The organism is Corynebacterium sp. KPL3927 (assembly GCF_040225835.1).
Taxonomy (GTDB): Bacteria; Actinomycetota; Actinomycetes; order Mycobacteriales; family Mycobacteriaceae; genus Corynebacterium.
Map to the genome: position 1 here is coordinate 93,494 of NZ_JBEHGD010000002.1, position 26,488 is coordinate 119,981.

The following is a 26,488-nucleotide window of genomic DNA, read 5'->3' on the forward strand; positions in this document are numbered from 1 at the left end:
GGTGTAATTAAATACTAAAGTGGCCTCGCTCATACCTTGTCGCGCGTTAAAGTGGTGTGCATGGATGAAGCCACGGATAATAAGCGGCAACTCAGCCAGCTTGCTGCGCGCAATCAAAAGCTGGTGGAGCTACTACAGAAATCGCGCGCCGAGCTCGAGCAGTTATTTGCTGAGGTCAATGCGCTTGCAGAGCCAGCCTCTACCTATGGCGTCTTTTTGGCCTACTCCCCGCACCAAAGCGAGGTAGGCACCACCGCGGAGGTCTATACCAACGGCCGCGTCATGCAGCTCAAGGTCTCCCCCAACGTGGAGCCGGGCAGCCTGCAGGTGGGCCAACAGGTCCGGTTGGGCGATGGCTTCGTGGTCGTCGAAGGCTGCGCTCCTACGAGCACCGGCGAGCTTGCCACCGTGGTCGAGCGCTTGGACCAGCGCCGGGCCGTCGTGGCTAATTCCGCGGGGGATAACCGCGTCGTCCTGCTCGCACAGGCGCTGCAAGAAAGCGTACGCGCGGGCGAGGTGGTGCTGTTAGATACCAAGGCTTCCGTGGCCGTGGAAAAGGTGGATCAAGCAGAGGTATCCCAGCTCTCGCTGGAAGAAGTGCCCGATGTGCGCTACGAGGACATCGGCGGATTGGATGAGCAGATTTCGCAGATCCGCGATTCCGTCGAGCTGCCCTTTATCCATCCCGAGCTCTACCGGCAATATGGCCTGCAACCGCCCAAGGGCGTATTGCTTTATGGCCCACCCGGCTGCGGAAAGACGCTCATTGCTAAGGCCGTGGCTAATTCCCTGTCTACCCAAATGGGGGGAGACGGATCCACCTACTTCCTCAATGTTAAGGGCCCAGAGCTGCTGAATAAGTACGTCGGCGAAACCGAGCGCCGCATCCGGCTAATTTTTGAGCGCGCCCGCGAGCTCGCCCAGGCCAGCGCGGATCGCCCCGTGGTCATCTTCTTTGATGAGATGGAATCCATTTTCCGCACCCGTGGATCTGGGGTCTCATCCGATATGGAAACCACCGTCGTTCCCCAGCTGCTGACGGAACTCGATGGCGTGGAGGGCCTCAGCAATGTGGTCATCATCGGCGCCACCAACCGGGAAGAGCTCATTGACCCCGCCATCATGCGCCCGGGCCGGCTGGATATGAAGGTGCGCATCAATCGGCCTACCAAGCGCGGCGCGCGCGAGATTTTCGCCCGCCACTTCGATCCATCCATTCCACACGAGGGCGATATTGACGAGCTCATCGGCGATGCCGTAGATGAGCTCTATAGCGATAGGCCTTTTGCCCAGCTGCACTTTAGCAATGGGCAGCGCCAGGTCCTGCACTACCGCGATTTCGTCTCTGGCGCGATGATTGCCAATATCTTGGCCCGGGCTAAGAAGCTAGCCATCAAGGAGGCTTTATCGGACCACGGTGCGCAGCGCGCCGCGGAGGAAGGCGATGGGGGCGTTAAAGGGGGCATCGGCAAGCAGCACCTGCGTGCCGCCATCGCCGCCGAGCAGGCGGAATCGGAATACATGCCCACCTCAACCAACCCCGAGGAATGGAGCAAGATTGTTTCCGCGGATCACGGCGGATCGCGTGTGACCAGTGTGGAACTTTTAAGCGGAAGGAGCTGTACGTGGCCCGCGTGCTAGGAACGGAAACGGAATACGGCATTTCTACGCCGGATTCGCCGGAGGAATCCCCAATCATCACCTCGACCCACGCGGTGGTGGCCTATGCAGCGCTGTACACGGGCGCGCGTTCGCGCTGGGATTTTGCGGAAGAACATCCCTTGCGAGATTCCCGCGGTTTTGACCTCAAGCGCTACGATACGGTTCCCGTGGTAGACCCCAATGCGGTTGGTGTGGCCAATGTTGTCACCCCGAGCGGGGCGCGGTTCTATGTGGACCATGCCCACCCCGAGTACTCGGCGCCGGAATGCACAAATGCTTGGGACGCGACGCTCTATGACGCCGCCGGCGATCACACGCTGCTGCAGGCCAGGGATGCCGTCGCGGAGCTGACGGAGCAGGGAAAGTCCGTCCTCGTGGATCGTCAACCGTGCCCGCCGCTGCGGTTTTATAAAAACAATGTCGATGGCAAGGGTGCCAGCTACGGTTCGCATGAAAATTATCAGTACGCACGGAGCACCGATTTTTCGGTCATGGCCCAGGCGCTGATTCCCTTCTTCGTTGCCCGGCAGGTCGTCATCGGTGCTGGGCGCATGGGCCGCGGGGAGTTTGGGGAGGAACCGGGGTTCCAGATTTCCCAGCGCGCGGACTATATCGAGCAGGAAATTTCCCTGGAAACCACCCTCAACCGCGGCATTATCAATACCCGCGACGAGCCCCATGCCATCCACGATGACTTCGGCCGCCTGCACGTCATTATCGGCGATGCGAATATGTCGCAGACCTCGACGCTGCTGAAATTGGGCATGACCTCGCTGGTGCTCGATGCCATTGAGGCCGGCACGGACTTTAGCGATTTGCGCCTTGCCGATGCCGTCGCGGAGGTGCCCCTGGTAAGCCGCGACCTCGAATTGCGCCACCGGCTCACGCTTGCCGATGGCCGCGAGCTCACCGCCCTCGAGCTGCTCGCCGAATACCGCCGCCGCCTGCAGCCGGAGACTTCCGCCGACCACAAGGTGCTGGCGGCCTGGAACGAGGCGGTAGGGCTACTTGCCGATGACCCCCTCAAGGCCTCCCACCTCCTAGATTGGGTGGCCAAGTACCGGTTGATCAAGAGCTACCTCGACCGCGGCATCGCCCCAGATGACCCCAAGCTGCGCCTTATCGACCTGCAATATGCCGAAATCGATCCGGCGAAGTCGCTGCACTATGCGCTGGTGCGCAAGGGCCAGATGCGCCAGCTCTTTAGCGCCGAGGACCTGCGACGGGCCGCGGCCGAGCCGCCTACCGACACCCGTGCATATTTCCGCGGGCGCATAACGCAGAAATTCGGCGAAGATATCATCGCCGCCAGTTGGCAAAGCCTCACCCTGCGCCGTGGTGCTACGGACGGGCGCTCCCGCAATGGCGTCTGGGCTACCGTGGCCATGGATGATACCCGTGGCCTCACCCGTGCGGACTGCGAAGGCATCATCGAGGGCGCCAGCAGCGTAGAGGAGTTACTTGAAGGGCTTGCTGCCATCGGCATCCAGCCCGAGTATCGTAAGTAATGATCACCTAATATGAGGAAAGGATGACACCGTGTCCACTTCGAATCGCCAGGTCAGTAGCAATAATGGGGGAAATGGCCCCGAGTCAGAGGAAGAATTTACCGCTACCCAGCTCAATATCAACACCTCCGGCACCGATGATCTCTTGGATGAGATCGATGGCCTGCTAGAAAATAACGCGGAAGAATTCGTCCGCTCGTACGTCCAAAAGGGCGGACAGTAGGCGTGGAATCCACCCGTCCCGTTTTTGCTCGGCGGATCATGGGCATCGAAACCGAGTACGGCCTGTCCACGGCGACGCCGAAGAGCCAGCGGGCATTAAGCCCCGATGAGGTTGCGCGCGTGCTCTTCCGGCCGATCGTGGAAAAATACGCCTCGTCCAATATCTTTGCCACCAATGCCAGCCGCCTGTACCTCGACGTCGGCTCGCACCCTGAGGTAGCCACCGCCGAGTGCGATAGCCTCAGCCAGCTCATCGCCCATGAATGCGCCGGTGACCGCGTGATGAACCGCCTGGTCCTGCAGGCGGAAGACGCTTTGGCCGAAGAAGGAAACGAGCGCGCGGTCTACCTTTTTAAAAATAACGTCGATTCCGCCGGGCACTCCTTTGGCTGCCACGAGAATTACCTCATTAGCAGGCACATGGTGCTCAAAGACCTGGGCGTAGCGCTCTTGCCGTTCTTGATTACCCGCCAACTTATCTGCGGGGCGGGAATGGTGCAGCCTGCCAAGGGCGACCAACCCGCGCAATTCCTCTTATCCCAGCGCGCCGATCAGGTATGGGAGGGCGTATCGTCCGCGACCACCCGCTCCCGGCCCATTATCAATACCCGCGATGAGCCGCATGGGGATTCCAAGCGCTTCCGCCGCATGCACATCATCGTGGGCGATTCCAATATGGCAGAGCCCACCATCGCATTGAAGGTCGGCTCCACCCTGCTCATGTTAGAGATGCTGGAGGCGGGCTTCGAGCTGCCCGAACTCGAGATCGCAGATCCAATCCACCACATCCGCTCCATCGCACGCGATGTGACCGGCTCTACGCCGCTGCCGCTTGTTAGCGGGGGAACCATTACCGCCTTGGAGGTCCAGCAGCAGCTTTGCGCGCGGGCGCGCGATTGGCTCGCTCACCGCGAAGACGCCGGCACGCCCACGGCGGAATTAGAGCGCGTCGTTGACCTGTGGGAGCGCATCCTGCGCGCCATCGAGACCGGAAACTTTTCCGGAGTGAACCGCGAGATTGATTGGGTGATCAAGCTCGAGCTGCTCGAGCGCTACCGCTCCCGCTCGGGCGGTGACTGGGCGCATCCGAAGCTGACGCAGGTCGATATGACCTATCACGATATCCGGCCTGGGAGAGGCTTATATGACGTGCTGCTGCGCCGTGGGATGATCGAGCGCTGGATTGATGATGAGTCCATCGAGCGCGCGGTATCGGCCGCGCCGCCGACTACGCGCGCGGCTTTGCGCGGAAAGTTCCTAGCTGCGGCCGAAGAATGCGGCGCGCACGTGACCGTGGATTGGACGCGGCTGAAGGTTAACCGCCCAGAACCGCGCACCGAGGAACTGCTGGATCCCTTCGCGTCCACCGATCCGCGCGTTGAGGCATTGCTAGACTATATGCACGATAATCACGCCTAGGGCGTGCACATTGAGCACTGGGGAGAGTAGACAACGTGGTGGCATCACGATCCACGCCGAGCCGGCAGGATGCGGCGGTAGAAAGGCTCACCAACCTATCCTTTGCGCTGCAAGGAGCGGCGAATTCGGGTGGTTCACCTGACCGCTCCGCGGCCTGGATCCGCAGCCACGTCGCAGGTTATAGCGATAAGTCCGACGAGGCTTTCACCAAGGCACTGGGCCGCGATATCGCCACCTTGCAACGCGCCGGAGTCCCCATCGTGCACACCGGTGGGGAAGACGGTGTCTCGTACCGCCTCGACCAAAGCAATTACCAGCTCCCGCCGGTGGAATTTTCACCGGAAGAAGCGATGGTGCTTGGCATCGCAGGGGGAGTGGGAACCCCTGGTGGATTGAGCGATTTCTCCCTGTCCGGGTGGACCAAGATTGCCGCTTCGGGGGCCTCCCGCAACCTGGAGGGTGCCCCCGTATATACCGCGGTCAATGACATCACCCGGCTCGCCCCCGAAGTCATCACCTTCGTCCTCGCCGCCGTGCGAAATAAAGTGCGCATCACCTTTTCCTACCGCCCCCATCCGGCGGCTGAGACAGTGCGCCGGACCATGGATCCCTGGGGAGTGGTCAACCACCAAAGTCGCATTTATATTGTTGGCTTCGATGTTGACCGCGCAGCCCCGCGCGTCTTCCGGGCCTTAAGGCTTTCCGATATCAAGCGGTCCCACCAGCCGGCTGAGCACATCGAGCCGACGGTGGACATCGACAAGCTCGTCAAAGAGGCGCTACAACGCGGCGAAAAGGTGGATGCGACCCTGTATATTCCAGAGGGTCAAGCCCAAGAGCTAGAAAGCGTGGGCACGCGCACCGCCGATGGCACCGTAGTGCTTACCGGGGTCCAGAAGGATTGGTTGGTGCGCAGCGCAGCGGGCTATGCCCCAGAAGTAAAAGTGCTCGATCCCCCCGAGGTGCGCAATGACATCATTAATCTATTGCGCGCAGCCGCCAACCACAATGGAGCTGAGTAAACCTATGGCCGATGGATCTCATAAACTGCAAGCGCTCGTCCGGTCGCTCAACCTCATCCCGTATTTTCAAAACCATCCGGATAAAACCCCGATGGAGGCGGCCGCGGATTTGGGGATGGACCCAGGAGAGCTAAAAGATGCCGTGGACCGGCTATTTTGCTCTGGGACTGGCCGCAATACCGAAGAGCTCATCGATCTCTCTTTCAGCTACCGCGATGGTGTCACCATCTACAATGACCAAGGTCTGGGACAAGCATTGCGGCTTACCCCAACCGAGGCAGGCGCCCTCTTGCTTACCCTAGAATCCCTCGAGGCCATGCCCGGGCTGCTGGATGCCAGGGCGATTAAGTCGGCCGCGGAGAAATTGCGCTCCATTATGGATGAGCGCACGCTGAGTATCTATGACACGTTATCGACGGTGGACCCGCAAGAATCCGATATCCAGGCAACCTTAAACCGCGGGCTCAATGAAAAACGGCGCATCCGGATGCGCTATTGGAGTGCTTCATCTAATAAGGAAACCGAGCGCCTAGTTGATCCGGCCCGGATCTTCATCGTGGATGCCGAGCCTTATCTCGCGGCATGGGAAGAAGATAAGCAGGGGCATAGGACCTTCCGCATCGACCGCATCAAGCATGCCGAGTTGACCGAGGAAACTGCTCATCCGCGCCTCAAGGAGCTGGATTTCGACGCTGCAGCACCCTTTAATTTAGGTACGGCGGATTCCGTGGAATTAATCATTCATGAAGAATTCACTTGGCTTGCAGAATACTACGATATGCAACTAAGCAAACGCCTAAAAAACGGCACTGTAGCTGCAACGATGCAGGTAGGATCGGTGGATTGGCTGGTTCGTTTCGCCCTCGGGCAGGCCGATAGGTTACGCGTTATAGCCCCTCAATCTATTGTGAATCTCATTGCGGAACGCGGAAATGCCGCGTTGAAGGGCTATACTTAAAATTCAGTTACTGCACGCACATGCGTCTTAAAATTGCCTCGCGAATTCTCCCCGCGAAGGGAGAGAGCGCGGCGGCCATCTGGCGCAGGCAAAGAAGAACCGAAAGAGGATCTTATGACCTTAGGACCATTGGAAATCGGCCTGATTGTTCTCGTCATCATCTTGCTATTTGGCGCGAAGAAACTGCCCGATCTTGCTCGTTCCATGGGCCGCTCGATGCGCATTTTCAAATCTGAGGTCAATGAAATGCAATCGGAGGACACCAAGCGCTCTGAGGCTCAAGCTCAATTGAGCCAGAAGCGCCAGCAGTCCGATGAGGAGTTCTGGAACCGCCCAGATATGCAACCTGGCCACCAGCAGGGAAACACTTCTTCTCAGAATTAACGCCTTCTGCCTGCTAGAAACGCGAACACGCTTTGCTTATGTACTCGCCAGCCGTGCCGGCGCGCGGCATCCAGATACCGAGTGAGCAGGGTAGTGTTCGCTCTTGTGCGTTGAAAGAGCCAAATTGATGTCCTCACAGTCCCACCCTGTCGGTGAACAAGGATCCCGCGTGCGCCGCAAGCGGCGAGGTTTTTCACGCAAGCCCAAGAATCCAACGGGCGAGATGACCTTAGTGCAGCACCTGCAAGAGCTGCGGCGAAGGATCATTATTTCCTTGTTGGCCTTGGTTATCGGTGCGATCATCGGTTTCATTTGGTACCAGCAGGCGCCCTTCCGGATTCCGCCGCTGGGAGAAATTCTGCGCGAGCCTTATTGCTCATTGCCGGAAGATAAGCGGGCCAATTTCAATAACGATGGCGAATGCCGCTTGCTTGCCACCAGCCCCTTCGAGATGCTCATTTTGCGTCTGAAGGTCGGTGCTTTGGCCGGTACGGTGATTTCGTCCCCTGTCTGGCTCTACCAGGTGTGGGCATTCATCGTCCCAGGCCTGCATAAGAACGAGCGCCGCTATACCTTGAGCTTCGTCGTTGTGGCCGTCTCACTCTTCCTGGCGGGCGCCGTCTTGGCCTACTTCATCTTGTCCGTGGGCTTGGAATTCCTCATTGGTATCGGCGCTGAGTATCAAACCGCAGCATTAACCGGTGAGCGATATTTTTATTATCTTTTGGCGATGTTGCTCATCTTCGGCATCAGCTTCGAGGTTCCACTTTTGGTGGTCTCGCTCAATCTCATTGGTATCTTGGAATACAACCACGTCAAGGACAAGCGCCGCATTATCATCGTCGTGGTTATGATCTTCGCTGCTTTGGTGACGCCAGGCCAAGAACCGTTTAGCATGCTGGTCTTATCCGCCTGCCTCTTGCTGCTTATCGAGATTGCCTTCCAGTTCTGCCGCATTCACGATAAACGCCAGAACCGGCAGCGCCCTGAGTGGATGGATCTTGATGATGAATCCGCGTCCGCGCTTGATGAGGGCCCCACGGGCGTGGGTGGACCCGCGCCTGTCGATGCCCCATCGGGCGTGTATGCCTCCCCAAAGCCCACGGCACCTAGCGCGTCATCGCAGACTGTCCGCGCGGAAAAGCGGGCGGCGGATAGCACTTCGCAGCAGGCTGGGGATCGCAAGGGGCCGCCACGGCCTACCGATGAAGGCGGCTTTTTCGACGATGTGCTTTAAGCACGGGTAGCCTTGTGAGATATGACTGAAACTCACCTGGATACCTTCGCTGCCGGCCTCCCATACCCCTTGGATGAGTTCCAGGTGCAGGGGTGTGAGGCGGTAGAAAATGGCCAAGGGGTGCTCGTCTGCGCCCCTACTGGCGCAGGTAAAACCGTCGTTGGCGAGTTCGCCGTGTCTTTGGCTTTAAGCCGCGGCACGAAGTGCTTTTATACCACCCCGATTAAGGCGCTGAGCAACCAGAAATACCACGACCTCGTTGCTGAGCACGGCGAGGATGCCGTGGGTCTGCTTACTGGCGATGTCTCCATCAACGCCGATGCCGAAATCGTGGTGATGACCACCGAGGTGCTGCGCAATATGATCTACGCGGATTCTCCGGCGCTGGATAGGCTTACACACGTGGTCATGGATGAAATCCACTTCCTTGCAGATGCCTCCCGCGGCGCGGTCTGGGAAGAAGTCATCCTGAATTTGCCGGACCACGTATCCATCATTGGGCTGTCTGCCACTGTGTCCAATTCCGAGGAATTCGGTGAATGGCTCGCCACGGTCCGCGGCGATACCTCTGTCATCGTGACTGAACACCGGCCGGTCCCGCTCGATCAATGGATGATGTTGGGCCGCAAGATTTACCCGCTCTTTGAGCCGGAATCCGGCGGCCAGGTCAATTCCGAACTAGAGCGCCGCATTCAGCGCTTGGAGGCAGGCGATAGCGACGATGGGCGCGCGGACTATAAATCCGGCAAGGGGTTCCGTGCGAGGGCGCGCCACAAGGGCGGCGGGCGCAGCGAATTTCATGGTAAAGCGAGCGGGCGTTCCGGTTCCTCCCGTCCGCAAGATCGCTACCGCCCCTTAGGGCGCCCAGAGGTGCTAAAGGTGCTGCAATCGCAAGATATGCTGCCCGCGATTACCTTCATCTTTTCCCGCGCCGGTTGCGATGGCGCGCTCTATCAATGCCTGCGCAGCAGGATGGTGCTGACGACGCAGGAAGAGGCAGAAGAGATCAAGGCCATCGTCGATGCCGGCGTCGAGGGCATTCCGGAAGAAGACCTGCAGGTCTTGGATTTCCGGCGGTGGCGCGAAGCGCTCTCGCGCGGTTTTGCCGCCCACCACGCAGGAATGTTGCCGGCTTTTCGCCACATCGTAGAAGATCTCTTCGTCCGCGGTTTGGTACGCGCGGTATTTGCTACCGAAACCCTTGCCTTGGGCATTAATATGCCAGCGCGCACGGTTGTGCTCGAGAAGTTGATTAAGTTCAATGGCGAAGCGCACGTGGATCTCACGCCGGGCCAATACACGCAGCTGACTGGGCGCGCGGGCCGGCGCGGAATCGATACCCTGGGCAATGCGGTCGTGCAGTGGGCCCCGGCGATGGATCCGCGATTTGTCGCGGGTTTGGCATCGACGCGCACGTATCCGCTGATTTCTACGTTTGCGCCAGGCTATAACATGGCCATCAACCTGCTGGGCATGCTCGGCTTTGAGGACTCGCTGCGGCTCCTAGAAAAGTCCTTTGCGCAGTTCCAAGCCGATGGTTCCGTGGTCGAAGAAACCCGCGAATTAGAGCGCGCAGAGCATCGCGTGCGCGAATTGCGCGAGCAGCTTGACGATGCCGTAGATGCCCTCGCACCACCAGCCAAGGACGGCGAGGATCCCGCCGAGGTGCTCATGGATTATATCCGGCTGCGCCGCGAGCTGACGGTGGAAGAACAGCAATCCAAGGTTGATAAGGAACACCAACGCACCCAGGAAGTAGTCGCGGTGCTAGCGCGCCTGCAATTGGGCGATGTCATCGCGATTGCCGGAAAGAAGCGGCCCACTCTTGCCGCGGTGGTCACCCCGGCCAACCAGACCGCGGATCCACGCCCGTGGGTGACCACGGAATCTGGCTGGTCAGGGCGCATCGATGCCACCGGGATTAGCAATCCGCCGATTCAACTGGGGCGGATTAAGATCCCGAAGCCGGTGCGGAAGAACCCGCGGCGCAATACCAAGTACATCCAGGACGTCTTCCACCGCGAAAAGTTTGACCGCCCGAAGCGGATGAAGTCGAAGCCGCGCCTGCGACCAAATAAGCGGGTAGGCGAGTTGCGCGATGCCATTCGCGAGCACCCTGCGCACGACTGGCCCGCCACCGACAGGGAGCAACTGGCCGGCGTGGCACAGAAGTTGGCGCGCCGCGAGCGCGACCTCGAAAAGCTGCAGACCAAGGTGAATAAGGCAACCGATACTTTGGGCCGCACCTTTGAACGCATCGTGGATCTTCTCGCGGAGATGGACTATGTCGAGTTCTCTGGTGCCGGCAGCGATCGCACGCCGGTCATCACTGAGGAAGGCGAACGCCTAGCCAAGATTCATAGCGAATCCGATCTGCTCGTTGCCCAATGCCTGAAACGAGGAATTTGGGATGAGCTGGATCCGGCGGAGTTGGCCGGCGTTGCATCTCTGTGCTGCTTTGAAAATAGGAAGGCCACTGGGGGCCAGCCGGAGGCCGCAACGGATCGCATGGCCGATGCCATGAATGCGACGTGGCGTATCTATACCGAACTCAGCGCGGATGAGCGGCGCCACCGCCTGCCCCCAACGCGCGAGCCGGAAGCCGGTTTTGCGCTGGCCATTCACCAATGGTCAGCGGGTGCGCCGTTGGGCTATTGCATGGCGGCGGCCAATGAGGCGGGCGCGGAGCTTACCCCCGGTGACTTCGTGCGGTGGTGCCGCCAAGTTGTGGACCTCCTGCAGCAAATCGCCAAGACTGGCTACGATGGCCAGATTCAGCGCAACGCGCGCCGCGCAATCGATGCCATCCAGCGCGGGGTCGTCGCGATCGGGGCTTAAGCTAGCCCGGCCTGCTGGCTAGTAGACTGAGGTGTATGACTACTCAGGCTTTTTCTCCCGAAGTGTATTCGCGCCGGCTCGCGGCCGCGCAAGAAGCGGCCACCCAGCAGGGCATTGACCTTTTGCTGATTGGCACCGGCCCCGATTTCGCCTACCTGACCGGTTCGTGGGTATCGTCCCACGAACGCCTGACGGTGCTGGCGGTTCCGCAGAGCGGTACCCCGTGGATTGTCTCGCCGAATACGGATATTACGGATATTAAATCGGCGCCCGTCGGCAAGCTCGATGTGGAGCTGCGCGGGTGGAATGACGGCGATAATCCCTACGAGCTCGCCCTCAAGGGCGCTGCGCCGATCAAGAAGGTCGCTCTGGGCCAATCCCTGACTGCGGACCACATCCTGCAGTTCCAGGCGCTCGTGCCCGAGACGGATTATGTCCTTGCCACCTACGCGCTCGCAGAGCTGTTTACCCGCAAGGATGAGGCGGAAATCGCAGAGCTGCGCAGGGCCGGCCAGGCCATCGACGCCGTGCACGCCCAGGTTCCTGGGCTCCTGCAGCCCGGCCGCACCGAGGCCGAGGTGGCGCACGAACTGGAAAAGCTCATCCTCGAAGAACATTCCATCATTGACTTTGTCATCGTGGGCTCTGGCCCGAATGGCGCCAATCCGCACCACAGCTTCTCTGACCGGAAGCTGGCTGCGGGCGAGCCCGTCGTCGTGGATCTCGGAGGCACCTTGCCCTCCGGCTACCATTCCGATTGCACCCGCACCTACGTCGTAGGCGGCGATCTTAGCCAGGCACCGCAGGACTTCCAGGACGCTTATGCAGTGCTTTACGATGCCCAAGCGGCCGCCCGCGCCGCCGCCAAACCCGGCAGCACTGCCGAGGAAATCGATGCGGTTGCTAGGAAGGCTATTGCCGATGCCGGCTGGGGCAATAAATTCGTCCACCGCACCGGCCACGGAATTGGTCTCTCGACCCACGAAGAGCCCTTCATCATGGAGGGAAATGACCTAGCGCTGGAAGAGGGCATGGCCTTTTCCATCGAGCCAGGCATTTACCTGGAAGGCCAGTGGGGCATGCGCCTAGAAGACATCGTGGTCCTTACCAAGGATGGCTACGAGTCCCTCAACGTCGTTGAACGCGAAGTGCGCTAAGTGGCTGGCGTACTGATCCTAGGCGGGCGCAGCGATATCGGCGGTGAAATCGCCCGTCGCGTGGCCTGCGGCAACGACATCGTCCTCGCCGCGCGCGGGACGCACGGGCTTGAGGGGGTAACCTCTCAGCTAGAGGCCGCAGGTGCACGCAGCGTCTACCAGCTGTCCTTCGATGCGGAGGATTTCTCCCAGCACCGCCAGATCTTTGCCGAGGCCAAGGAACGCGTCGGCGCCATTGAGCTGACTGTGGTCGCCTTCGGCATCCTAGGGGATCAAGATAAAGCGGAACTCGATCCGTCCCAGGCAGCACAAATCGCCACTATCGACTACACCGCCCAGGTCTCCGTGCTGACGGTGGCGGCGCAGTCGATGCTGCGCGGCCATATCGTGGCCTTTTCCTCCATCGCTGGCTGGCGGGCCCGCCGCGCCAATTATGTCTACGGTTCCACCAAGGCTGGCCTGGATGCATTTTGTCAGGGCCTTGCGGATAGGTTGCACGGCAGTGGGCTTGGGTTGATTACCGCGCGCCCCGGGTTCGTCATCGGGTCCATGACCCAAGGAATGAAACCGGCCCCGCTATCGGTGCGGCCAGGCGATGTCGCCGATGCCGTCGTTGCTTGCATAGACAACGACGACCGCCGCGGTCAGGCACGCAGCCACACCCTGTGGATCCCGAAGGCCCTGCAGGCTTTGGCCTGGGTCATGCGGCTCGTGCCCCGGCCCGTGTGGCGGCACATGCCGCGTTAGTCGGCCTCGCCCTCCCGCAGCAGGGGCGAGTTGATGTCGAAGATGAAACCGCGCGGGGCGAGCACGCGGAGGACGACCTCAGCATCGCCCTCTGCGATGTCGTGAAAGACTAAGCCACCCCACGGGGTGACCGTGATGTTTACCTCGAGCTGGCCGATAAGCTGCGCGAACTGCGCCGGGATGGCGCCTTGGTAGACCCCCGCGCCAAGGTCGACCACGCCTTCTGCCTGGTGCTCGTCCAACCAGCCAATGGGCCCAGGTTCTGCGTTAAGCTCCGCGTCACTTGTCACACCGCCCTTCGTCTCGGTGCTTTGTGCACCGAGGCGTTGGAGGTGGGCTGCGGCATCGGCAAGCGAGAGGCCTGCGGTAGGGATGTCGGCGGCGGGGGACTGGGTGATATTCAAGGTGGCATCGTCAAGCAGACGCATGCTGACCTGCGTGGCAGAAGCCGGGAGATCGTCGGTAGCGGTAATCGCGAGCGACTCCACGCCGGGCTGTTCGGTATTCAGGTGCGTGGCCAGCTCGCGCGCGGCCTGCTTCGCCGCGGCAGAAAGGGGAGAGGCCAGCACAGGAATGTGGAAGCTCTGCAACTCCAATTTATCCAGCTCAGCCGCCAGCTGCGCCTTGTCCGTGACGCCCCGCAACTCGATGGCGGAATTAGGGCTAATGTAGACGCTGCCATCGGCCCAGTGCGCCGCGCAATAACCCAAATGGATCCAATCATTAGGGCTGGTAAAACCGCCCACAACGTGCAGGCGCAGGGAAGTGCCGGACTCGGGATGCTGGAAAAATTTGGGGTAATGCATAGCTTGCCAGTGTAGCCGGTGAGAAGCCCTGCGCTGGGATCGAGTGTTGCCAGCATATCGTCAGCTTTGCTCGTTAAACTGGAAACTATGCCGTTTTTATATCTCGTCCTCTATATGCTGGCGGAAACCCTAGCGTTTTGGGCCGTCGCCGAGTGGATTGGCCTCTTTTGGGCGTTCATTGCTCTGTTCATCACCATGTTCTTTGGAATGTCCATCGCCGGTATTGAGGTGCGCCGGTTGATGGGTAAACAGGTAGAACAGGCTGGTGACGGGACCTACTACGTCCGCGATAACGACATGGGTAAAACCGCCGGGAATGTGGGCCTAACCTTGGCCGGTGGCATGTTGCTGTCCCTGCCTGGGTTTTTGACCAGTTTTATTGGTATCTTGCTCATCTTCGCCCCAACGCGGTCGCTGTTTCGAAAGTTTATGGCCGTATCCATCTACCGCAAGGTGGAGAAGATGGGTGTGCGCATTTACGAGGCATCGCCCATGGCACAGCAGCACGATAGCTATGGCAATTTTGGTTCCTTTGGGCAGGCCTCGGGCCAATCTTTTGGGCAATCGTCTGGTCAGAGCGATTCCCACGAAGTTATCGACGAAGAAGAGCTGCGCAACTGGTCCGAAAACCTGGATCCTGATGACTTCGGTCCCCGCGGCGATGGCAATTCGCAGGACGGAAAATAAGTGGCGATATTTTTCGCCCGCCTCGTCATAGCGGGCATATCTGGTGCGCTGACCTTTACCGCCCTTGAGCCGCGCGGCTGGTGGTGGGGCGCGATCATTGGCATCGCCCTGCTGTATGTGAGCCTCATGCCTTGGCGTGGGCGACAGGTGCGCGGGGCCACAGGCGCGCTTTTGGCGGTGGCGCACGGGCTGATTCTGTACTTGCTGAGCCTGCCCTGGATTGGCGAGTTGGTAGGGACCGTGCCCTATGCGGCGCTTGCCATCTGGCTTTCGGTATATGCCATCCTTTTAGGGATATTCGGGGCCTCTGTGGCGCGGTGGCGATATGGATTTCTGGTCTTTCCCTTCGTGTACCTCGCCGTGGAGGTCCTGCGTTCCTCGGTGCCTTTTGGTGGTTTCCCTTGGGTCAAACTGGCGTGGGGACAAATCGAAGGGCCCTTAGCCAATCTCGCCCCGTGGGGCGGGACCTCCCTGATTACAGTGGCAACGGCGCTGTGCGCCTGCGGCCTGGCTGGCTTGTTGCTGCGCGGCGGGCGGCTAAAGGTAGCCGCTGGCGCCGCGCTCATCCTCCCGCTAGTTGCAGGACTCGCGGCTGGGCGCGGCATCGATCCCGCAGATACCAAGGTTGGCGAGACCAAGGTAGCCGCCATCCAAGGCAACGTGCCGCGCAGTGGTTTGGATTTCGCCGGGCAACGGCGGGCGGTGCTGAATAACCACGTCCAGGAAACGGAGAAGCTCGCCCGCCACGAAGACGATATAGATCTGGTGATCTGGCCGGAAAACTCTTCTGATATCGACCCTTTCCGTGACGGCGAGGCGGCCCAAGCCATTAGCGGGGCCGTCGATGCCATTGACGCGCCAGTGCTGGTTGGCACCGCCACCCGCGATGAAGTGGGTGCGCGCAATACCATGCAAGTCTTTACTCCCGGCCACGGGGCAGGCGACCATCACTATAAGAAGTACCTACAGCCGTTCGGTGAAACCATGCCCATGCGGGACTTCTTCGCGCATTTCTCGGACTACGTCGACCTCGCCGGGGATTTCAAGGCAGGGGACGGGCCCGGTGTGGTCTCCATGAATTCCGTCGCGGTAGGTGTGGCGACCTGTTATGAGGTCTCCTTCGATAACGCCTTCCACGAATCCGTCAACAACGGCGCGCAGATTCTCACGACGCCTACCAATAACGCTACGTTCGGCTTTTCCGATATGACCTACCAGCAGCTGGCCATGAGCAGGCTGCGGGCGCTCGAAACCGACCGCGCCGTCGTGGTCGCAGCCACCTCTGGGGTGTCCGCACTCGTGCACCCAGACGGCAGCGTGAGCCAATCCTCGGAGCTCTTTGAGCCCGCGGCACTGGTAGAAATCCTGCCACTGAAAACCGGTGAAACATTTTCGGTGCGCTACGGTTCGCTCATGCAGTGGCTGATGGTTATTATTGGTACCGTCTGCGCACTCATTGCCGTGCGTATCAACCGATTGGGTCGTACACCTCGCGGTGTCGGCGCTAAAGAAAAGTAGGAGCATTAATTTCTGTGAGCACTCTTGATTCTGCGACGCTGGTTATCATCCCAACGTATAACGAGATTGAAAACCTTCCCTTGATTACCGGCCGCGTCCGCGAGGCGCTGCCAGAGGTTCACATCCTCGTTGTGGATGATAATTCCCCTGACGGCACCGGCGAGAAGGCCGATGCTTTCGCTGCAGAAGATGACCACATTCACGTGCTGCACCGCGAGGGCAAGGGCGGCCTCTTGGGCGCTTATATCGCCGGCTTCGAGTGGGGCTTGGAGCGCGACTACCAGGTCCTTTGTGAGATGGATGCTGATGGCTCCCACGCCCCAGAGCAGCTGCACCTGCTGCTGGAGGAGATTGACAAGGGCGCCGACCTCGTCATCGGCTCCCGCTATGTGCCAGGCGGCGAGACCGTCAACTGGCCGGCATCCCGCGAGTACCTGTCCCGCTTGGGCAACCTCTATATCTCCTTCGCGCTCGGCACCGACCTGTCCGATATGACCGCAGGCTACCGCGCTTTCCGCCGCGAGCTGTTGGAAGACATCGACTTTGACGAGCTGTCCAAGGCCGGCTACATCTTCCAAGTGGACTTGGCCTTCCGCGCGGTCAAGGCTGGATACGATATCCGCGAGGTGCCCATCACCTTCACCGAGCGCGAGTACGGCGAATCCAAGCTGGATGGTTCCTTTGTCAAGGATTCCCTCTTCGAGGTAACCAAGTGGGGCGTGGCCCACCGCGCGGAGCAGGTGAAGGATTTTGCCGGCGAGATGTCCAAGCTGGCGGACCACGAGGTCAAATACGGCTCTGTTCACAATGCCGGCCAGAAGGCCCGCAACGGTGTGGGCTGGGCCACTAACTTGGCCAATGAGCTGGGATACTTGGTCAAGCACCAGGTGGGCCAGCTGACTAAGAAGAAGTAATCTAAGCAGCAGAAAGCCCGTACCCCAACGCCACCGTGGCGGTCAGGGTACGGGCTTTAATTAATTCCGCTTGAGCCTTTAAGACTTCTTCTGCTGTTCCTGCTCCTTGAGGAGGCGCGCAGCGGTCCGACGGCGGGAGCGCAGGTGGTTAATGCGCTCTTCCAAAAGCTCATCGAGCTCCTCGATGGAGCGACGCTCCCGCAGCATATCCCAGTGTGTGCGCGGTGGCTTGATGGGCTTAGCTTCCACGCCTTCGCCCTCTACGAGGTGGCCCAGTTTGCCATTCTTGCACATCCATTCTTCAGGGATTTCTGCCTCATGTGCAAAGGGCACCTCATAAATCTCACCATCGTCCGTGCGGTATTTCACCATCTGACGCGGTGCGAGGTCGTGGTCGCGGTCAGTTTCGTAGCTGACTGCACCCATACGGCTGCCACGGAGTACGCGATCTGCCATGCAACATCATCCTTTTCAAAGAGATCCCTGATTGACGGCGATAGTTTCGCCTAAGAGCTATTTATTATAACGAACACCCACGCGGTATTGTTCCCAGCCCGCCGTTTAATGGACTAAAGTGTATCGAGTGATCCGTACAGCTAGTCGTGAAAGCAATGTCGGTTCCTGCCAATGGTGTGGAAAGGATATTGACCAAGGCGGTAGGGGACGACCACGTAAGTTTTGCAGCGCCTCGTGCAAACAGCGTGCCTATGAACAAAGAAACAATGTTAGTGGCACGGATATTCCTGCCGATGCAGTAATCTTAAGCCCAGATAAAGTGCAAGGTTTGCGCGACGGCCTTTTTGAATTGCGGTGTTCCGCAGAAGACATTCATACCGCCGCGGAAGAAGGCGCGAGCGCGGAAGAGCTTTCCAGTCTGTGTGAGGAGCTTGTTTCGCTGGCTCGGCGTTTAGAAGGACTTCGATAGTAGATGAAAAAGCTTTTTTATAACCGGAAACTCGTCGTTTCCATCTTCGTGGTTTTAATCCTCGTACTTACCGCCGTAGCGATCGGCCCGATTGTGTACTCGCTTTTCAAAAGTGGCGGCGTCAAGACGGAGCCCGTGACTGCCGATGGCGCCAAGGAAGCCTCGACTCCGCTCGACGGTTCCTGGTCAGTGGCCAAGGGTCGCGCCGATAACCACACTTCGGTGGGCTTTACCTTCGACGAGGTTCTGCCTGCGGAGAGGACGTCCACCTCCGGATCGACCACGGAGGTCACCGGTCAGGCGAAGATTTCCGATTCCACGCTGGAATCCGCCACCATCACGGTGAATATGGATGCTCTTACCACGGACAAGAAAGTCCGCGACCAAAACATGAAGTCCAAGCTCTTTAAGACCTCAGACTTCCCAGAATCTTCCTTCACGCTTACCAAGCCCGCCTCGCTTGCCGATATCCCCGAAGACGGCACCATCGGCTCCGTCAAGCTCACCGGTGACCTTACGATCAAGGACAAGACGCAGGAAATCACCCAGGAGTTCGATGTCCTGCGTGACGGTGACGATATCATCATTGGCGGCGACGTTCCGATTAACCGCCTGGACTACAACGTGGAAACCCCAGACATGCTGGCGGCTAAGGTCGCCGAGGACGGCGAGATCAACCTGCGCATCTCCTTGAACAAGGATTAAACCGTGAATTCTCGCCGCTTAATTTCCGCCCTGTGGTTCCGCCTTATAGTCGTCATAGCTTTCTCGATTTTCGTCGCGGTCCAGCAAATGTGGCTAGTCACAGCGATTGCAGCATTGCTGGCGGTATTAACCATCTGGCAGCTATGGAGTGCCTATAAAAACCAATAGAGAACCAAGGCTTCCCCCCTTTAATTAACGTCACTGTGACTAAATACCGGGGTATAGCAAGCGCCTTAACGCAGCAGCGGGAAAGTCCCGCTATCGGCGCCCGTCCACACAATTGGGCGTTTAGGCTGTTGGGGCTGTTCGCTAGGCACCCTAGGTAAGCCCAAGCGGATTCGAAAGGCTGGCTCGCTTCAGGTATTCAAAGGCGTCTCGGCAAAGTCTGGGCCAACTTATCCGCGGAACCTTCAAACCTTAGCACGCCGCATCCAAAACAAGCAGGGCGGTCAACGCTCCGGACCGAACCGCGAACAAGGCAGTCAGCATCGCACGCAATTCATACACGCTCAAGCCGCCCGCAGCTTAACCTGCAGAACTCCATAATTGTCCGATAATGTACATTATGTCATTTTAGATCCGTGGAAGTCCCTCCCACCGGGACCGAGGCCCGTCAGTTTAGAATGTTCAAGCCATTCACAGCGCAGTATGTTCCAAATTGACAAATAGTGCCCTCCAAAACACCTAAATCGGCCCACTATTTGTCAAAACGCATCAAACCCTGCACATCACGCATCAAAGCCCACCCACCAAAGCATCCACATCACACCACAGCGCCACATACACCAAACGTGCAACGCCCAAAGCGGACACATATGCTGGAACTCATGACTATTCAACGCGTTGTCACTAAGCCTTCCCGCGCCGCCCTGTTCCTAGTCTTGGACATTGCGGAAGGCGGCGAGCAAGCCACTCGGGACATGCTCTCCGCTTTTAGCGATACCTTCAAGTCCGTCAATTTCCGCCACAATGAGGGCGAGCTGTATACGGTCGTCGGCATCGGCGCGTCCATGTGGCCGCGCCTTACCAGCGCTCCCCGCCCGGACAAGCTCAAGGAGTTCGAGCCGCTCGAGGGCACGTACAAGGCGCCTTCCACGCCCGGTGATATCCTGCTGCATTTCCGCGCGAATACTTATGACCTCTGCCACGAAATGGCGCGCCAGGTCTTGCGCCAGCTGGGCGATGCCGCCACCGTCATCGATGAGACCCAGGGTTTCAAGTACTTGGACCAGCGCGACCTCCTAGGCTTTGTGGATGGCACCGCCAATCCCCTCCCCGAGGAAGCTCTAGAGACAGTGCTGCTTGCCGATGACGCCGATTATCCCCGCGGCTCCTACGTCACAGTGCAAAAATACACCCATGACCTAGATAAGTGGAGCGGTATCAGCACCGAAGAGCAGGAACGCGTTATCGGGCGTACCAAGGCCGATGACGTGGAGCTCGATGAGGATGCGCAGCCATCAAATTCCCACGTGGCTCTCAATGACCTCGAGGAGGATATCTACCGAGAAAACATGGTCTTCGGTTCCTTTGCCGCAGGTGAGATGGGTACTTACTTTATCGGATATGCCAAGGACCCAGAGGATATTAATGAGCGTTTGCGCAATATGTTCATCGGCGATCCCGAAGGCAATTATGACCGGATCCTGGACTTCTCCACGGCCCTGACCGGTACGAACTTTTTCGTCCCGAGCGTTGACCTGCTAGACGAATTCGACGAGCTTCCGCACTAAAGAGCCTAGCGGCGCCCGCCGCGATTGCGGTGGGTTAGGCCAAATTGCACGGAATCGATCATCCCGAGCGTCATGAGCGCCTCGCGAAGTGCGAATTGGAAGGTCCATAACCTGCGGAAAACCGGATCAAAGCCTGCAGCGGCGGCCTCGCGCAGGTGCCCATCGAAAAAGGATCGCTGCTGGCGCAGAGACTCAATATAGTGGCTGCCCACGTGCGTTTCGGACACAATGCGCAGGTGAGAGTTCTTATCCACGAGCCGGTGGAGATCCATAGTCAGCGGGTAGTCGAGGCCTGGCCAAATATAGGCCCGCATGGCCTGCAACGATGCTCGGGCCGCGTCCGACATGGATTCGGTGGCCACGATGGATTGAAAAGCCGCCCGCCCGTTTGCGGTAAGGAAGCGATCGAGGACCCGGATATACGCCTTGCGTTCGCGCGGGCTTAATTGCTCGAATTTTTCCACGCTGATAATCGCGTCGTAGTGCCCGCGCCACTGCTTCGGGCTCGGAACGGAATCCGGAATCCGCTCTACGTGGATAGAATCTTCCGTTCCGGCAAAGACAAGCGCCTCGCGCATCTGGGTGATTTGTTCGACATCGCTGGTCAGGACGTCGACTGTGGCGCGGCGCTTGGTAGCGCGTATCGCGGCCTGCATCCCGGCCGCGGGATAGACAAGAAGGTGGGTACCGGCGCCGGTGCGGGTGGCATCGAGAAGCCAGTCTGCCGCCCTGCGCTGCGCCTCTCCCAAGTCATCCCGGTCCACGTTGGTGGGCTCGCTCACCGTGGTGACATCGACAAAGTGGCTCTTCGGCTCCCTGCCGCCGGCTTTCGGGCTAAAGCTCTCGACCGTTTCCCGGATCGTCGTCGGCACGCCGCTGGAGAAAATCCCGCCAACGTGGCTGAGGCCATCGCCGGCATAGAGGCGCACCAAGTCGAGCGGCAGCTCCCCTGGCTCAGAATCACACACGCTTACCCCTTGCGGTTTGGGAAGGTACCCCACCTGCAGGAGCTTGCCCAAAACTTTTACCAATTGGGCGGAGAATTCGACGGTCCACTCGCCTGCCATATAGCTTTCGGCAAAGCCTAACCATCCGGTAGCGGCGATCCGCTCAAAGAGCGCATCGTGACCCACCTTCAAATCGGGGCCGCCAGCAGCATCGAGTTCGAGCTCCAAGCCGGCGCTATCGCAGGCCTTGGCAAATTCTGCTTCGGCCCGGCGGGATTTTAGCGTCGCCCAGCGCTGCGATGGCACGGTCGCGATATTGGGCCATGCCTCCGCGTCGATGGAGCGTAGATGCTCGGGGGTGGAAAAACTCATGGTTTGGGGAGCGCTCCTGGGTGCAAGGGGTCACGGTGTGGGCTTATTTTAGCCAGTTTCTGAGCGGTTTCGGTCAAGACGCTCCGCAGGAAAGGAAACCCGAAACGCATGTAAATGGGCATCAAGTATGCACGTTATGTGACGAGCGTTTACACTATACGGGTACTTAAATTAAGCTTTCTCGAGGAAGGTCGCATTAATTCCATGACTGATACCCCTTATCGTCCAAACGGAAGCCGTCACCACGTTGTCGTGGTTGGCGGTGGATTCGGCGGTCTTAACACTGTGAAGAAGTTAAAGAACGCCGATGTTGAGATCACCCTCATCGATAAGAAGAACCACCACCTGTTCCAGCCGATGCTCTACCAGGTGGCAACCGGCATGATTTCCGCAGGTGAGGTTGCGCCCTCGACCCGCCAGCTGCTGCGCAACCAGGATAATGTGGACTTTGTCAACGGCAACGTGACCGACATTAACCTGGAAGACCAGACGGTTACCGCCGAGCTCGATGACTTTTCGCGCACCTACTCCTATGACTCCCTTGTGGTCGCCGCTGGCTCCAGCCAGTCGTACTTTGGCAATGACCACTTTGCGGAGTTTGCACCTGGCATGAAGACCTTGGATGATGCCTTGGAGCTGCGTTCCCGCATCATTTCCGCCTTCGAAAAAGCTGAGCTTACCGATGACCCCGCTGAGCGCGAGCGCCTCCTCACCTTCATCATCGTTGGCGCCGGCCCGACCGGTGTGGAGCTCACCGGCCAGATCGCTGAGTTGGCTAACCGCACGCTTAGCGATGTCTACTCCACCTACGGCACCTCCGCCGCTAAGATTTACCTGCTTGACGGCGCGCCACAGGTACTCCCGCCGTTTGGCAAGCGCCTCGGCCGCCGTGCCCAGCGCACCCTGGAGAAGGAAGGCGTCAACGTGCGCCTGAACGCCATGGTGACCGATGTCAACGAAGACTCCGTAACCTACAAGAACATGAAGACCGATGAAGAGGTCACCCTCGAGGGCGCGACCAAGATCTGGTCCGCTGGTGTTTCCGCTTCCCCGCTGGGCAAGATGGTCGCTGACCAAGCCGGCGTCGAGGCTGACCGTGCGGGCCGCGTCTCCGTGAACGATGACATGACCGTTGGTGACTTCAACAACGTCTACATCATCGGTGACATGATGTCCCTGAACCGCCTGCCGGGCTTGGCGCAGGTGGCAATTCAGGGTGGCGAGCACGTCGCCAAGCTCATCGAGACTAAGGTGGACGAGGAGTCCACGGCCGATGAAAAGGAACCTTTCGAGTACTTCGACAAGGGCTCGATGGCCATCGTGACCCGTTTCAATGCCGTTGTGAAGCTGGGCAAGACCGAATTCTCCGGCTTCCCAGGCTGGTTGGCATGGTTGGGCCTGCACTTGACCTACGTCGTTGGCCTGCGCAGCCGCTTGGCCGTATTGGTCAACTGGGCAGCTAATATCCTCTCCCGCAACCGCGGCAACCTGGAGATTACTACCCAGCAGCGCATCGCCCGCAACCTCATCGATGAGGCAGAAGAAGAAAAGAAGAACTAAATTCTCCTCGGCACCAGCCGCCGTCTCACTCCCCGCCTGCGGGGCTGTGGGCGGCGGTTTTGTTGTTTTCGTTCCTATTTTCCCATTTTTGTTAGGCTTGGACATTACAACATGGGGTGCCACGCACCGTGGCTGAGATAAACCCATCGAACCTGCTCTCAGTTAGAACTAGCGAAGGGATTGTTGTGGACTTATCATTTCTGCGTGCCCACGATGCGGTGCGCGATACCGCTCCACTTATTCAGTGCTTGACCAATAAGGTCGTCAGCAATATTTCTGCCAATGCGCTATTGGCCATCGGCGCCAGCCCGGCAATGGTAGATACTCTGGAAGAGTCGCAAGAGTTTGCGAGGATCGCCAGCGGCGTGCTCATCAATTGCGGCACGCCGAATTCCGAGCAATACGCCGGCATGCGTGAGGCAATCGCCGGTGCGACCGCGGCTGGAAACCCGTGGGTCCTTGACCCCGTCGGTGCGGGCGGGCTAAAAAAGCGCACCGAGTTCATGCATGAAGTCTTGCCGCAGGGTCCGACTGCGATTCGCGGCAACGCCTCCGAAATCATCGCCTTGGCTGGAACCGGAGCCGGCGGGCGCGGCGTGGAATCCACCGATGGCGTGGAGGCCGCGCTGGAACCAGCACTCAAACTTTCCCGCGAAACTGGGGCCGTCATCGGCGTATCTGGCCCCACGGATCTCATCGTGCAGGCAGGCGAAAGGCCGCGTGCGGTAAGCCTCGAGTCTGGGCACCCGATGCTGCAAAACGTCATCGGAACGGGGTGTTCGCTAGGTGCCATCTGCGCGGCCTACCTGGCAGCGTGGGATGATCCATTCGCGGCTATGATCGCCGCGCATGCGCATGTCGGGGCCGCGGGCAGCGTTGCCGCTGAGAAATCTACTGCGCCTGGCTCCTTTGCGGTTGCCTGGCTCGATGCGCTGCATGAGCTCACCACTGACGCCATCGAAGAGCACACCTCTGCCTCCGAGGTCGCGGACGTTGCGGGGCTAGCATGAGCATCGATTGGACGCTGTATCTCATCACCGATCCTAAGCTCGCCGGCGGGCGGGACAACGTAGTTCCCATCGTGCAAGAGGCGGTGCGCGGCGGGGCGACCGTCGTGCAATTGCGCGATAAGGAGGCCAGCGACGAGGAGGTGGAAGCTACCGCCCGCGAACTCATGAAGGTCTTGGGCGATGTCCCGCTCTTTATCAACGACCGCGCCGAGGTAGCAGCCAGGGTGGGCTGCCACCTGCACATTGGCCAAGACGATATGGACTTATCCCAGGCTCGCGCGCTGCTAAGTCCCGATAAGCTCATCGGGCTTTCGGTGGGAACGCAGCAGGAGTTGGACGCCATCGATCCGCAGCAATCCCCCGACGTCATTGGCATTGGCCCGGTTTACTCGACGGCGACCAAGAAGAATGCGCCAGCGGGAATAGGCGTAGAGGCCGCCGGCCGGCTTGCCACCGCGGCGCGCGAACGCGGCATCGAGTCCGTCGCCATCGGCGGCATCAAAGCACACAATGCCCATGAACTTTCCGGAAGCGACTTCGCAGGGATCTGCGTGGTCAGCGACATCATGGCTGCCGATGACCCGGCAGCCGCAGCACACAACCTAAAGGAGGCCTACCGTGGCTAAAGGAACTTATCCCCGAATTCTCTCGATTGCTGGAACCGATCCCACAGGCGGAGCCGGCATCCAGGCCGATCTGAAGTCCATCGCCGCCGCGGGCGGGTACGGAATGAGCGTGGTCACTGCGCTGGTCGCCCAAAATACCCAGGGCGTGCGCAGCGTCCACGTCCCGCCGCTGGATTTCCTCCAGGAGCAGCTGGATTCGGTCCGCGAGGACGTAGACATCGATGCCATTAAGATCGGCATGCTTGCCGATGCCAACATCACCGACCTTGTGGCCACCTTCCTCGACCGCATCGACCCATCCGTCCCCGTGGTCTTGGACCCAGTCATGGTTGCCACCAGCGGCGATCGCCTCTTGGCCCCCGAGGCGGAAAAGGCGGTGCGCGAACTGTGCTCCCGCGCTGATGTCATCACGCCCAATCTCAAGGAGCTGGCCGTACTGACGCAGACGGAAGAAGCCGCGGACCTGGATCGTGCCATCGAGGTGGCTAAGGCATGGGCCGCTGAGGCGGATACGGCGGTCATCGTCAAGGGCGGACACCTTGATTCGGCGATTGCCGATAACGCCGTGGTCACCGGCGATGGCACGGTTCACCGCGTGGAATCGGCCCGGGTGCAGACGAAGAATACCCACGGCACTGGCTGCTCCCTCTCCTCTGCCCTCGCAACGCGGCTCGGCGCAGGCGATGATGCCGCAAGCGCCCTCGAATGGTCCACGGACTGGCTGCACGAGGCGATTGCCAATGCGGATGCGCTGGCCGTCGGCAAGGGCAGCGGCCCGGTGGACCACCTGCACCGCTCGCAGCGCTTGATGCGGGCTGCATCCTCGGTCCCGCTTCCTCACCTGGCTGGGCCTTTGGAAGAGGTGGAAAACCCGGAACAGCCGCGGGTTGCGGCCGCAGGCCCGTACACGCAGCGCCTGTGGAATATCGCTGCGGATCACTGGGAGCAGGTAAAGGCACTCCCCTTTATTCAGAAGCTGGGTTCCGGTGCACTTGCCAACGATGCTTTCAGCTTCTACCTCGATCAGGATTCGCAGTACCTGGCGTCCTACTCGAAGGCCCTGGCTCGCCTCGCCAGCCAGGCACCCGATACCGCACAGCAATTGCACTGGGCGCAGGGCGCTTATGAGTGCCTCGCGGAGGAGGCTGAACTGCACCGCGGGTGGTTGAAGGATTCGGCCACCACGGCGCCCTCGCGGGTGACCAGCGCCTACACGGATTTCCTCATCCGCAGCACGCATACGGACGATTATGCCGTTGGCATCGCGGCGGTGCTGCCCTGCTACTGGCTGTATGCAGAGGTAGGCCTGCATTTGGCGGAATTCGACTCGCCCGATCACCCCTACCATGCTTGGTTGGAGGTCTACGGCGGCGAAGATTTCCTCGCCGGGGTGCGCGAGAGCATCAAGATTGTGGAGGAAAACCTGGAGAAGGCGGATGAGGCCACTCGGACCCGCGCCGAGCGCGCCTTTATCAGCGCCAGCATCCACGAGGTCGATTTCTTCGACCAAGCGGACCGGCGCTTTTAAGGC

At 59.6% G+C, this 26,488-nt stretch carries 25 protein-coding genes and 1 riboswitch; of the genes, 22 read left to right on the top strand and 3 right to left on the bottom strand.

Features of this window, described 5'->3' with window-relative positions; translation table 11 throughout:
• Positions 1–60 precede the first annotated feature (60 nt).
• The 11 genes from arc (at position 61) to ABRP86_RS02060 (ending at position 13,154) form a co-directional block, all read left to right on the top strand.
• A complete protein-coding gene (gene arc, locus ABRP86_RS02010) occupies positions 61–1,641 on the top strand; it encodes a proteasome ATPase (RefSeq protein WP_349862230.1) in 1,581 nt (526 codons plus the stop codon).
• Entirely contained in the window at positions 1,626–3,170 is a 1,545-nt protein-coding gene (gene dop / locus ABRP86_RS02015) for a depupylase/deamidase Dop (protein ID WP_239268116.1), read from the top strand. Before arc ends, dop begins: the two co-directional genes overlap by 16 nt.
• A 31-nt stretch (positions 3,171–3,201) precedes the next feature.
• Positions 3,202–3,393 carry a ubiquitin-like protein Pup gene (locus ABRP86_RS02020; RefSeq protein ID WP_005279201.1) on the top strand — a complete coding sequence of 64 codons (192 nt, stop codon included), beginning with the start codon at positions 3,202–3,204 and terminating at the stop codon, positions 3,391–3,393.
• A gap of 38 nt (positions 3,394–3,431) precedes the next feature.
• Positions 3,432–4,811, top strand: a complete 1,380-nt coding sequence (gene pafA, locus ABRP86_RS02025; protein ID WP_349862280.1) for a Pup--protein ligase — start codon at positions 3,432–3,434, stop codon at positions 4,809–4,811.
• A gap of 35 nt (positions 4,812–4,846) precedes the next feature.
• The gene (locus ABRP86_RS02030; protein WP_239268113.1) at positions 4,847–5,833 is read left to right on the top strand and encodes a helix-turn-helix transcriptional regulator; all 987 of its coding nucleotides are present in this window, start codon (positions 4,847–4,849) and stop codon (positions 5,831–5,833) included.
• 4 nt (positions 5,834–5,837) lie between these two features.
• Complete coding sequence (locus ABRP86_RS02035; protein ID WP_239268111.1) at positions 5,838–6,791, top strand: helix-turn-helix transcriptional regulator; 954 nt, start codon at positions 5,838–5,840, stop codon at positions 6,789–6,791.
• 114 nt (positions 6,792–6,905) lie between these two features.
• The gene (tatA, locus tag ABRP86_RS02040; protein WP_023022332.1) at positions 6,906–7,175 is read left to right on the top strand and encodes a Sec-independent protein translocase subunit TatA; all 270 of its coding nucleotides are present in this window, start codon (positions 6,906–6,908) and stop codon (positions 7,173–7,175) included.
• A 127-nt stretch (positions 7,176–7,302) separates the two neighbouring features.
• Complete coding sequence (gene tatC / locus ABRP86_RS02045) at positions 7,303–8,412, top strand: twin-arginine translocase subunit TatC (protein WP_232208515.1); 1,110 nt, start codon at positions 7,303–7,305, stop codon at positions 8,410–8,412.
• 21 nt (positions 8,413–8,433) lie between these two features.
• The gene (locus ABRP86_RS02050; RefSeq protein ID WP_349862234.1) at positions 8,434–11,250 is read left to right on the top strand and encodes a DEAD/DEAH box helicase; all 2,817 of its coding nucleotides are present in this window, start codon (positions 8,434–8,436) and stop codon (positions 11,248–11,250) included.
• 35 nt (positions 11,251–11,285) lie between these two features.
• Entirely contained in the window at positions 11,286–12,407 is a 1,122-nt protein-coding gene (locus ABRP86_RS02055; RefSeq protein WP_349862236.1) for a M24 family metallopeptidase, read from the top strand.
• Positions 12,408–13,154 carry an SDR family oxidoreductase gene (locus ABRP86_RS02060; protein WP_349862238.1) on the top strand — a complete coding sequence of 249 codons (747 nt, stop codon included), beginning with the start codon at positions 12,408–12,410 and terminating at the stop codon, positions 13,152–13,154.
• Here the strand turns inward: ABRP86_RS02060 and ABRP86_RS02065 are convergent.
• Positions 13,151–13,960, bottom strand: coding sequence for a precorrin-3B synthase (locus ABRP86_RS02065; RefSeq protein WP_349862240.1), 810 nt, complete (start codon positions 13,958–13,960; stop codon positions 13,151–13,153). The two genes, ABRP86_RS02060 and ABRP86_RS02065, sit on opposite strands and share 4 nt — an antisense overlap.
• An 87-nt stretch (positions 13,961–14,047) precedes the next feature.
• On the opposite strand from ABRP86_RS02065, the gene ABRP86_RS02070 reads away from it, so the two are divergent.
• From ABRP86_RS02070 to ABRP86_RS02080, 3 genes are read left to right on the top strand one after another with little or no spacing between them, the layout of a single operon-like run.
• Positions 14,048–14,647: an FxsA family protein gene (locus ABRP86_RS02070; protein WP_023022319.1), complete on the top strand. Its 600-nt coding sequence runs from the start codon at positions 14,048–14,050 to the stop codon at positions 14,645–14,647.
• A complete protein-coding gene (gene lnt / locus ABRP86_RS02075; RefSeq protein ID WP_349862243.1) occupies positions 14,648–16,165 on the top strand; it encodes an apolipoprotein N-acyltransferase in 1,518 nt (505 codons plus the stop codon).
• Positions 16,166–16,179: 14 nt separating this feature from the next.
• Positions 16,180–17,079 carry a polyprenol monophosphomannose synthase gene (locus tag ABRP86_RS02080; RefSeq protein ID WP_284771869.1) on the top strand — a complete coding sequence of 300 codons (900 nt, stop codon included), beginning with the start codon at positions 16,180–16,182 and terminating at the stop codon, positions 17,077–17,079.
• Between the two features lie 78 nt (positions 17,080–17,157).
• On the opposite strand, the gene ABRP86_RS02085 is transcribed toward ABRP86_RS02080, so the two are convergent.
• Complete coding sequence (locus tag ABRP86_RS02085; protein WP_005279221.1) at positions 17,158–17,535, bottom strand: RNA polymerase-binding protein RbpA; 378 nt, start codon at positions 17,533–17,535, stop codon at positions 17,158–17,160.
• Positions 17,536–17,662: 127 nt separating this feature from the next.
• On the opposite strand from ABRP86_RS02085, the gene ABRP86_RS02090 reads away from it, so the two are divergent.
• From ABRP86_RS02090 to ABRP86_RS02105, 4 genes are all read left to right on the top strand, one after another.
• Positions 17,663–18,004, top strand: a complete 342-nt coding sequence (locus ABRP86_RS02090; protein ID WP_284853929.1) for a hypothetical protein — start codon at positions 17,663–17,665, stop codon at positions 18,002–18,004.
• A gap of 3 nt (positions 18,005–18,007) precedes the next feature.
• On the top strand, positions 18,008–18,709 hold the full coding sequence (locus ABRP86_RS02095; RefSeq protein WP_349862245.1) for a YceI family protein: 702 nt from the start codon (positions 18,008–18,010) through the stop codon (positions 18,707–18,709).
• 3 nt (positions 18,710–18,712) lie between these two features.
• Positions 18,713–18,877, top strand: a complete 165-nt coding sequence (locus ABRP86_RS02100) for a hypothetical protein (protein WP_284853931.1) — start codon at positions 18,713–18,715, stop codon at positions 18,875–18,877.
• A 659-nt stretch (positions 18,878–19,536) separates the two neighbouring features.
• On the top strand, positions 19,537–20,442 hold the full coding sequence (locus ABRP86_RS02105; RefSeq protein WP_349862247.1) for a Dyp-type peroxidase: 906 nt from the start codon (positions 19,537–19,539) through the stop codon (positions 20,440–20,442).
• A 5-nt stretch (positions 20,443–20,447) separates the two neighbouring features.
• Here the strand turns inward: ABRP86_RS02105 and ABRP86_RS02110 are convergent, their stop codons facing one another.
• Positions 20,448–21,761 carry a class I SAM-dependent methyltransferase gene (locus tag ABRP86_RS02110; RefSeq protein ID WP_349862249.1) on the bottom strand — a complete coding sequence of 438 codons (1,314 nt, stop codon included), beginning with the start codon at positions 21,759–21,761 and terminating at the stop codon, positions 20,448–20,450.
• A 204-nt stretch (positions 21,762–21,965) separates the two neighbouring features.
• Between ABRP86_RS02110 and ABRP86_RS02115 the strand changes: the two genes are divergently transcribed.
• The 4 genes from ABRP86_RS02115 (at position 21,966) to ABRP86_RS02130 (ending at position 26,485) form a co-directional block, all read left to right on the top strand.
• A complete protein-coding gene (locus ABRP86_RS02115) occupies positions 21,966–23,321 on the top strand; it encodes an NAD(P)/FAD-dependent oxidoreductase (RefSeq protein WP_239268085.1) in 1,356 nt (451 codons plus the stop codon).
• 102 nt (positions 23,322–23,423) lie between these two features.
• Positions 23,424–23,519, top strand: a riboswitch (TPP riboswitch).
• Positions 23,507–24,331, top strand: coding sequence for a hydroxyethylthiazole kinase (gene thiM / locus ABRP86_RS02120; RefSeq protein ID WP_239268083.1), 825 nt, complete (start codon positions 23,507–23,509; stop codon positions 24,329–24,331). (Overlaps the previous riboswitch by 13 nt.)
• Positions 24,328–24,957 (top strand): thiamine phosphate synthase, encoded by a 630-nt coding sequence (gene thiE, locus ABRP86_RS02125; protein WP_349853039.1) that lies wholly within the window; start codon positions 24,328–24,330, stop codon positions 24,955–24,957. The genes thiM and thiE overlap by 4 nt, the downstream gene beginning before the upstream one ends.
• Positions 24,950–26,485 carry a bifunctional hydroxymethylpyrimidine kinase/phosphomethylpyrimidine kinase gene (locus ABRP86_RS02130; RefSeq protein WP_239268079.1) on the top strand — a complete coding sequence of 512 codons (1,536 nt, stop codon included), beginning with the start codon at positions 24,950–24,952 and terminating at the stop codon, positions 26,483–26,485. The genes thiE and ABRP86_RS02130 overlap by 8 nt, the downstream gene beginning before the upstream one ends.
• Positions 26,486–26,488: the final 3 nt, after the last annotated feature.

Coding starts and splice junctions, on each gene's coding strand:
- arc (WP_349862230.1), top strand. CDS start 61: ATGGATGAAGCCACGGATAATAAGCGGCAACTCAGCCAGCTTGCTGCG.
- pafA (WP_349862280.1), top strand. CDS start 3,432: ATGGGCATCGAAACCGAGTACGGCCTGTCCACGGCGACGCCGAAGAGC.
- ABRP86_RS02035 (WP_239268111.1), top strand. CDS start 5,838: ATGGCCGATGGATCTCATAAACTGCAAGCGCTCGTCCGGTCGCTCAAC.
- tatA (WP_023022332.1), top strand. CDS start 6,906: ATGACCTTAGGACCATTGGAAATCGGCCTGATTGTTCTCGTCATCATC.
- tatC (WP_232208515.1), top strand. CDS start 7,303: ATGTCCTCACAGTCCCACCCTGTCGGTGAACAAGGATCCCGCGTGCGC.
- ABRP86_RS02050 (WP_349862234.1), top strand. CDS start 8,434: ATGACTGAAACTCACCTGGATACCTTCGCTGCCGGCCTCCCATACCCC.
- ABRP86_RS02055 (WP_349862236.1), top strand. CDS start 11,286: ATGACTACTCAGGCTTTTTCTCCCGAAGTGTATTCGCGCCGGCTCGCG.
- ABRP86_RS02065 (WP_349862240.1), bottom strand. CDS start 13,960: ATGCATTACCCCAAATTTTTCCAGCATCCCGAGTCCGGCACTTCCCTG.
- ABRP86_RS02070 (WP_023022319.1), top strand. CDS start 14,048: ATGCCGTTTTTATATCTCGTCCTCTATATGCTGGCGGAAACCCTAGCG.
- ABRP86_RS02085 (WP_005279221.1), bottom strand. CDS start 17,535: ATGGCAGATCGCGTACTCCGTGGCAGCCGTATGGGTGCAGTCAGCTAC.
- ABRP86_RS02095 (WP_349862245.1), top strand. CDS start 18,008: ATGAAAAAGCTTTTTTATAACCGGAAACTCGTCGTTTCCATCTTCGTG.
- ABRP86_RS02105 (WP_349862247.1), top strand. CDS start 19,537: ATGACTATTCAACGCGTTGTCACTAAGCCTTCCCGCGCCGCCCTGTTC.
- ABRP86_RS02110 (WP_349862249.1), bottom strand. CDS start 21,761: ATGAGTTTTTCCACCCCCGAGCATCTACGCTCCATCGACGCGGAGGCA.
- ABRP86_RS02115 (WP_239268085.1), top strand. CDS start 21,966: ATGACTGATACCCCTTATCGTCCAAACGGAAGCCGTCACCACGTTGTC.
- thiE (WP_349853039.1), top strand. CDS start 24,328: ATGAGCATCGATTGGACGCTGTATCTCATCACCGATCCTAAGCTCGCC.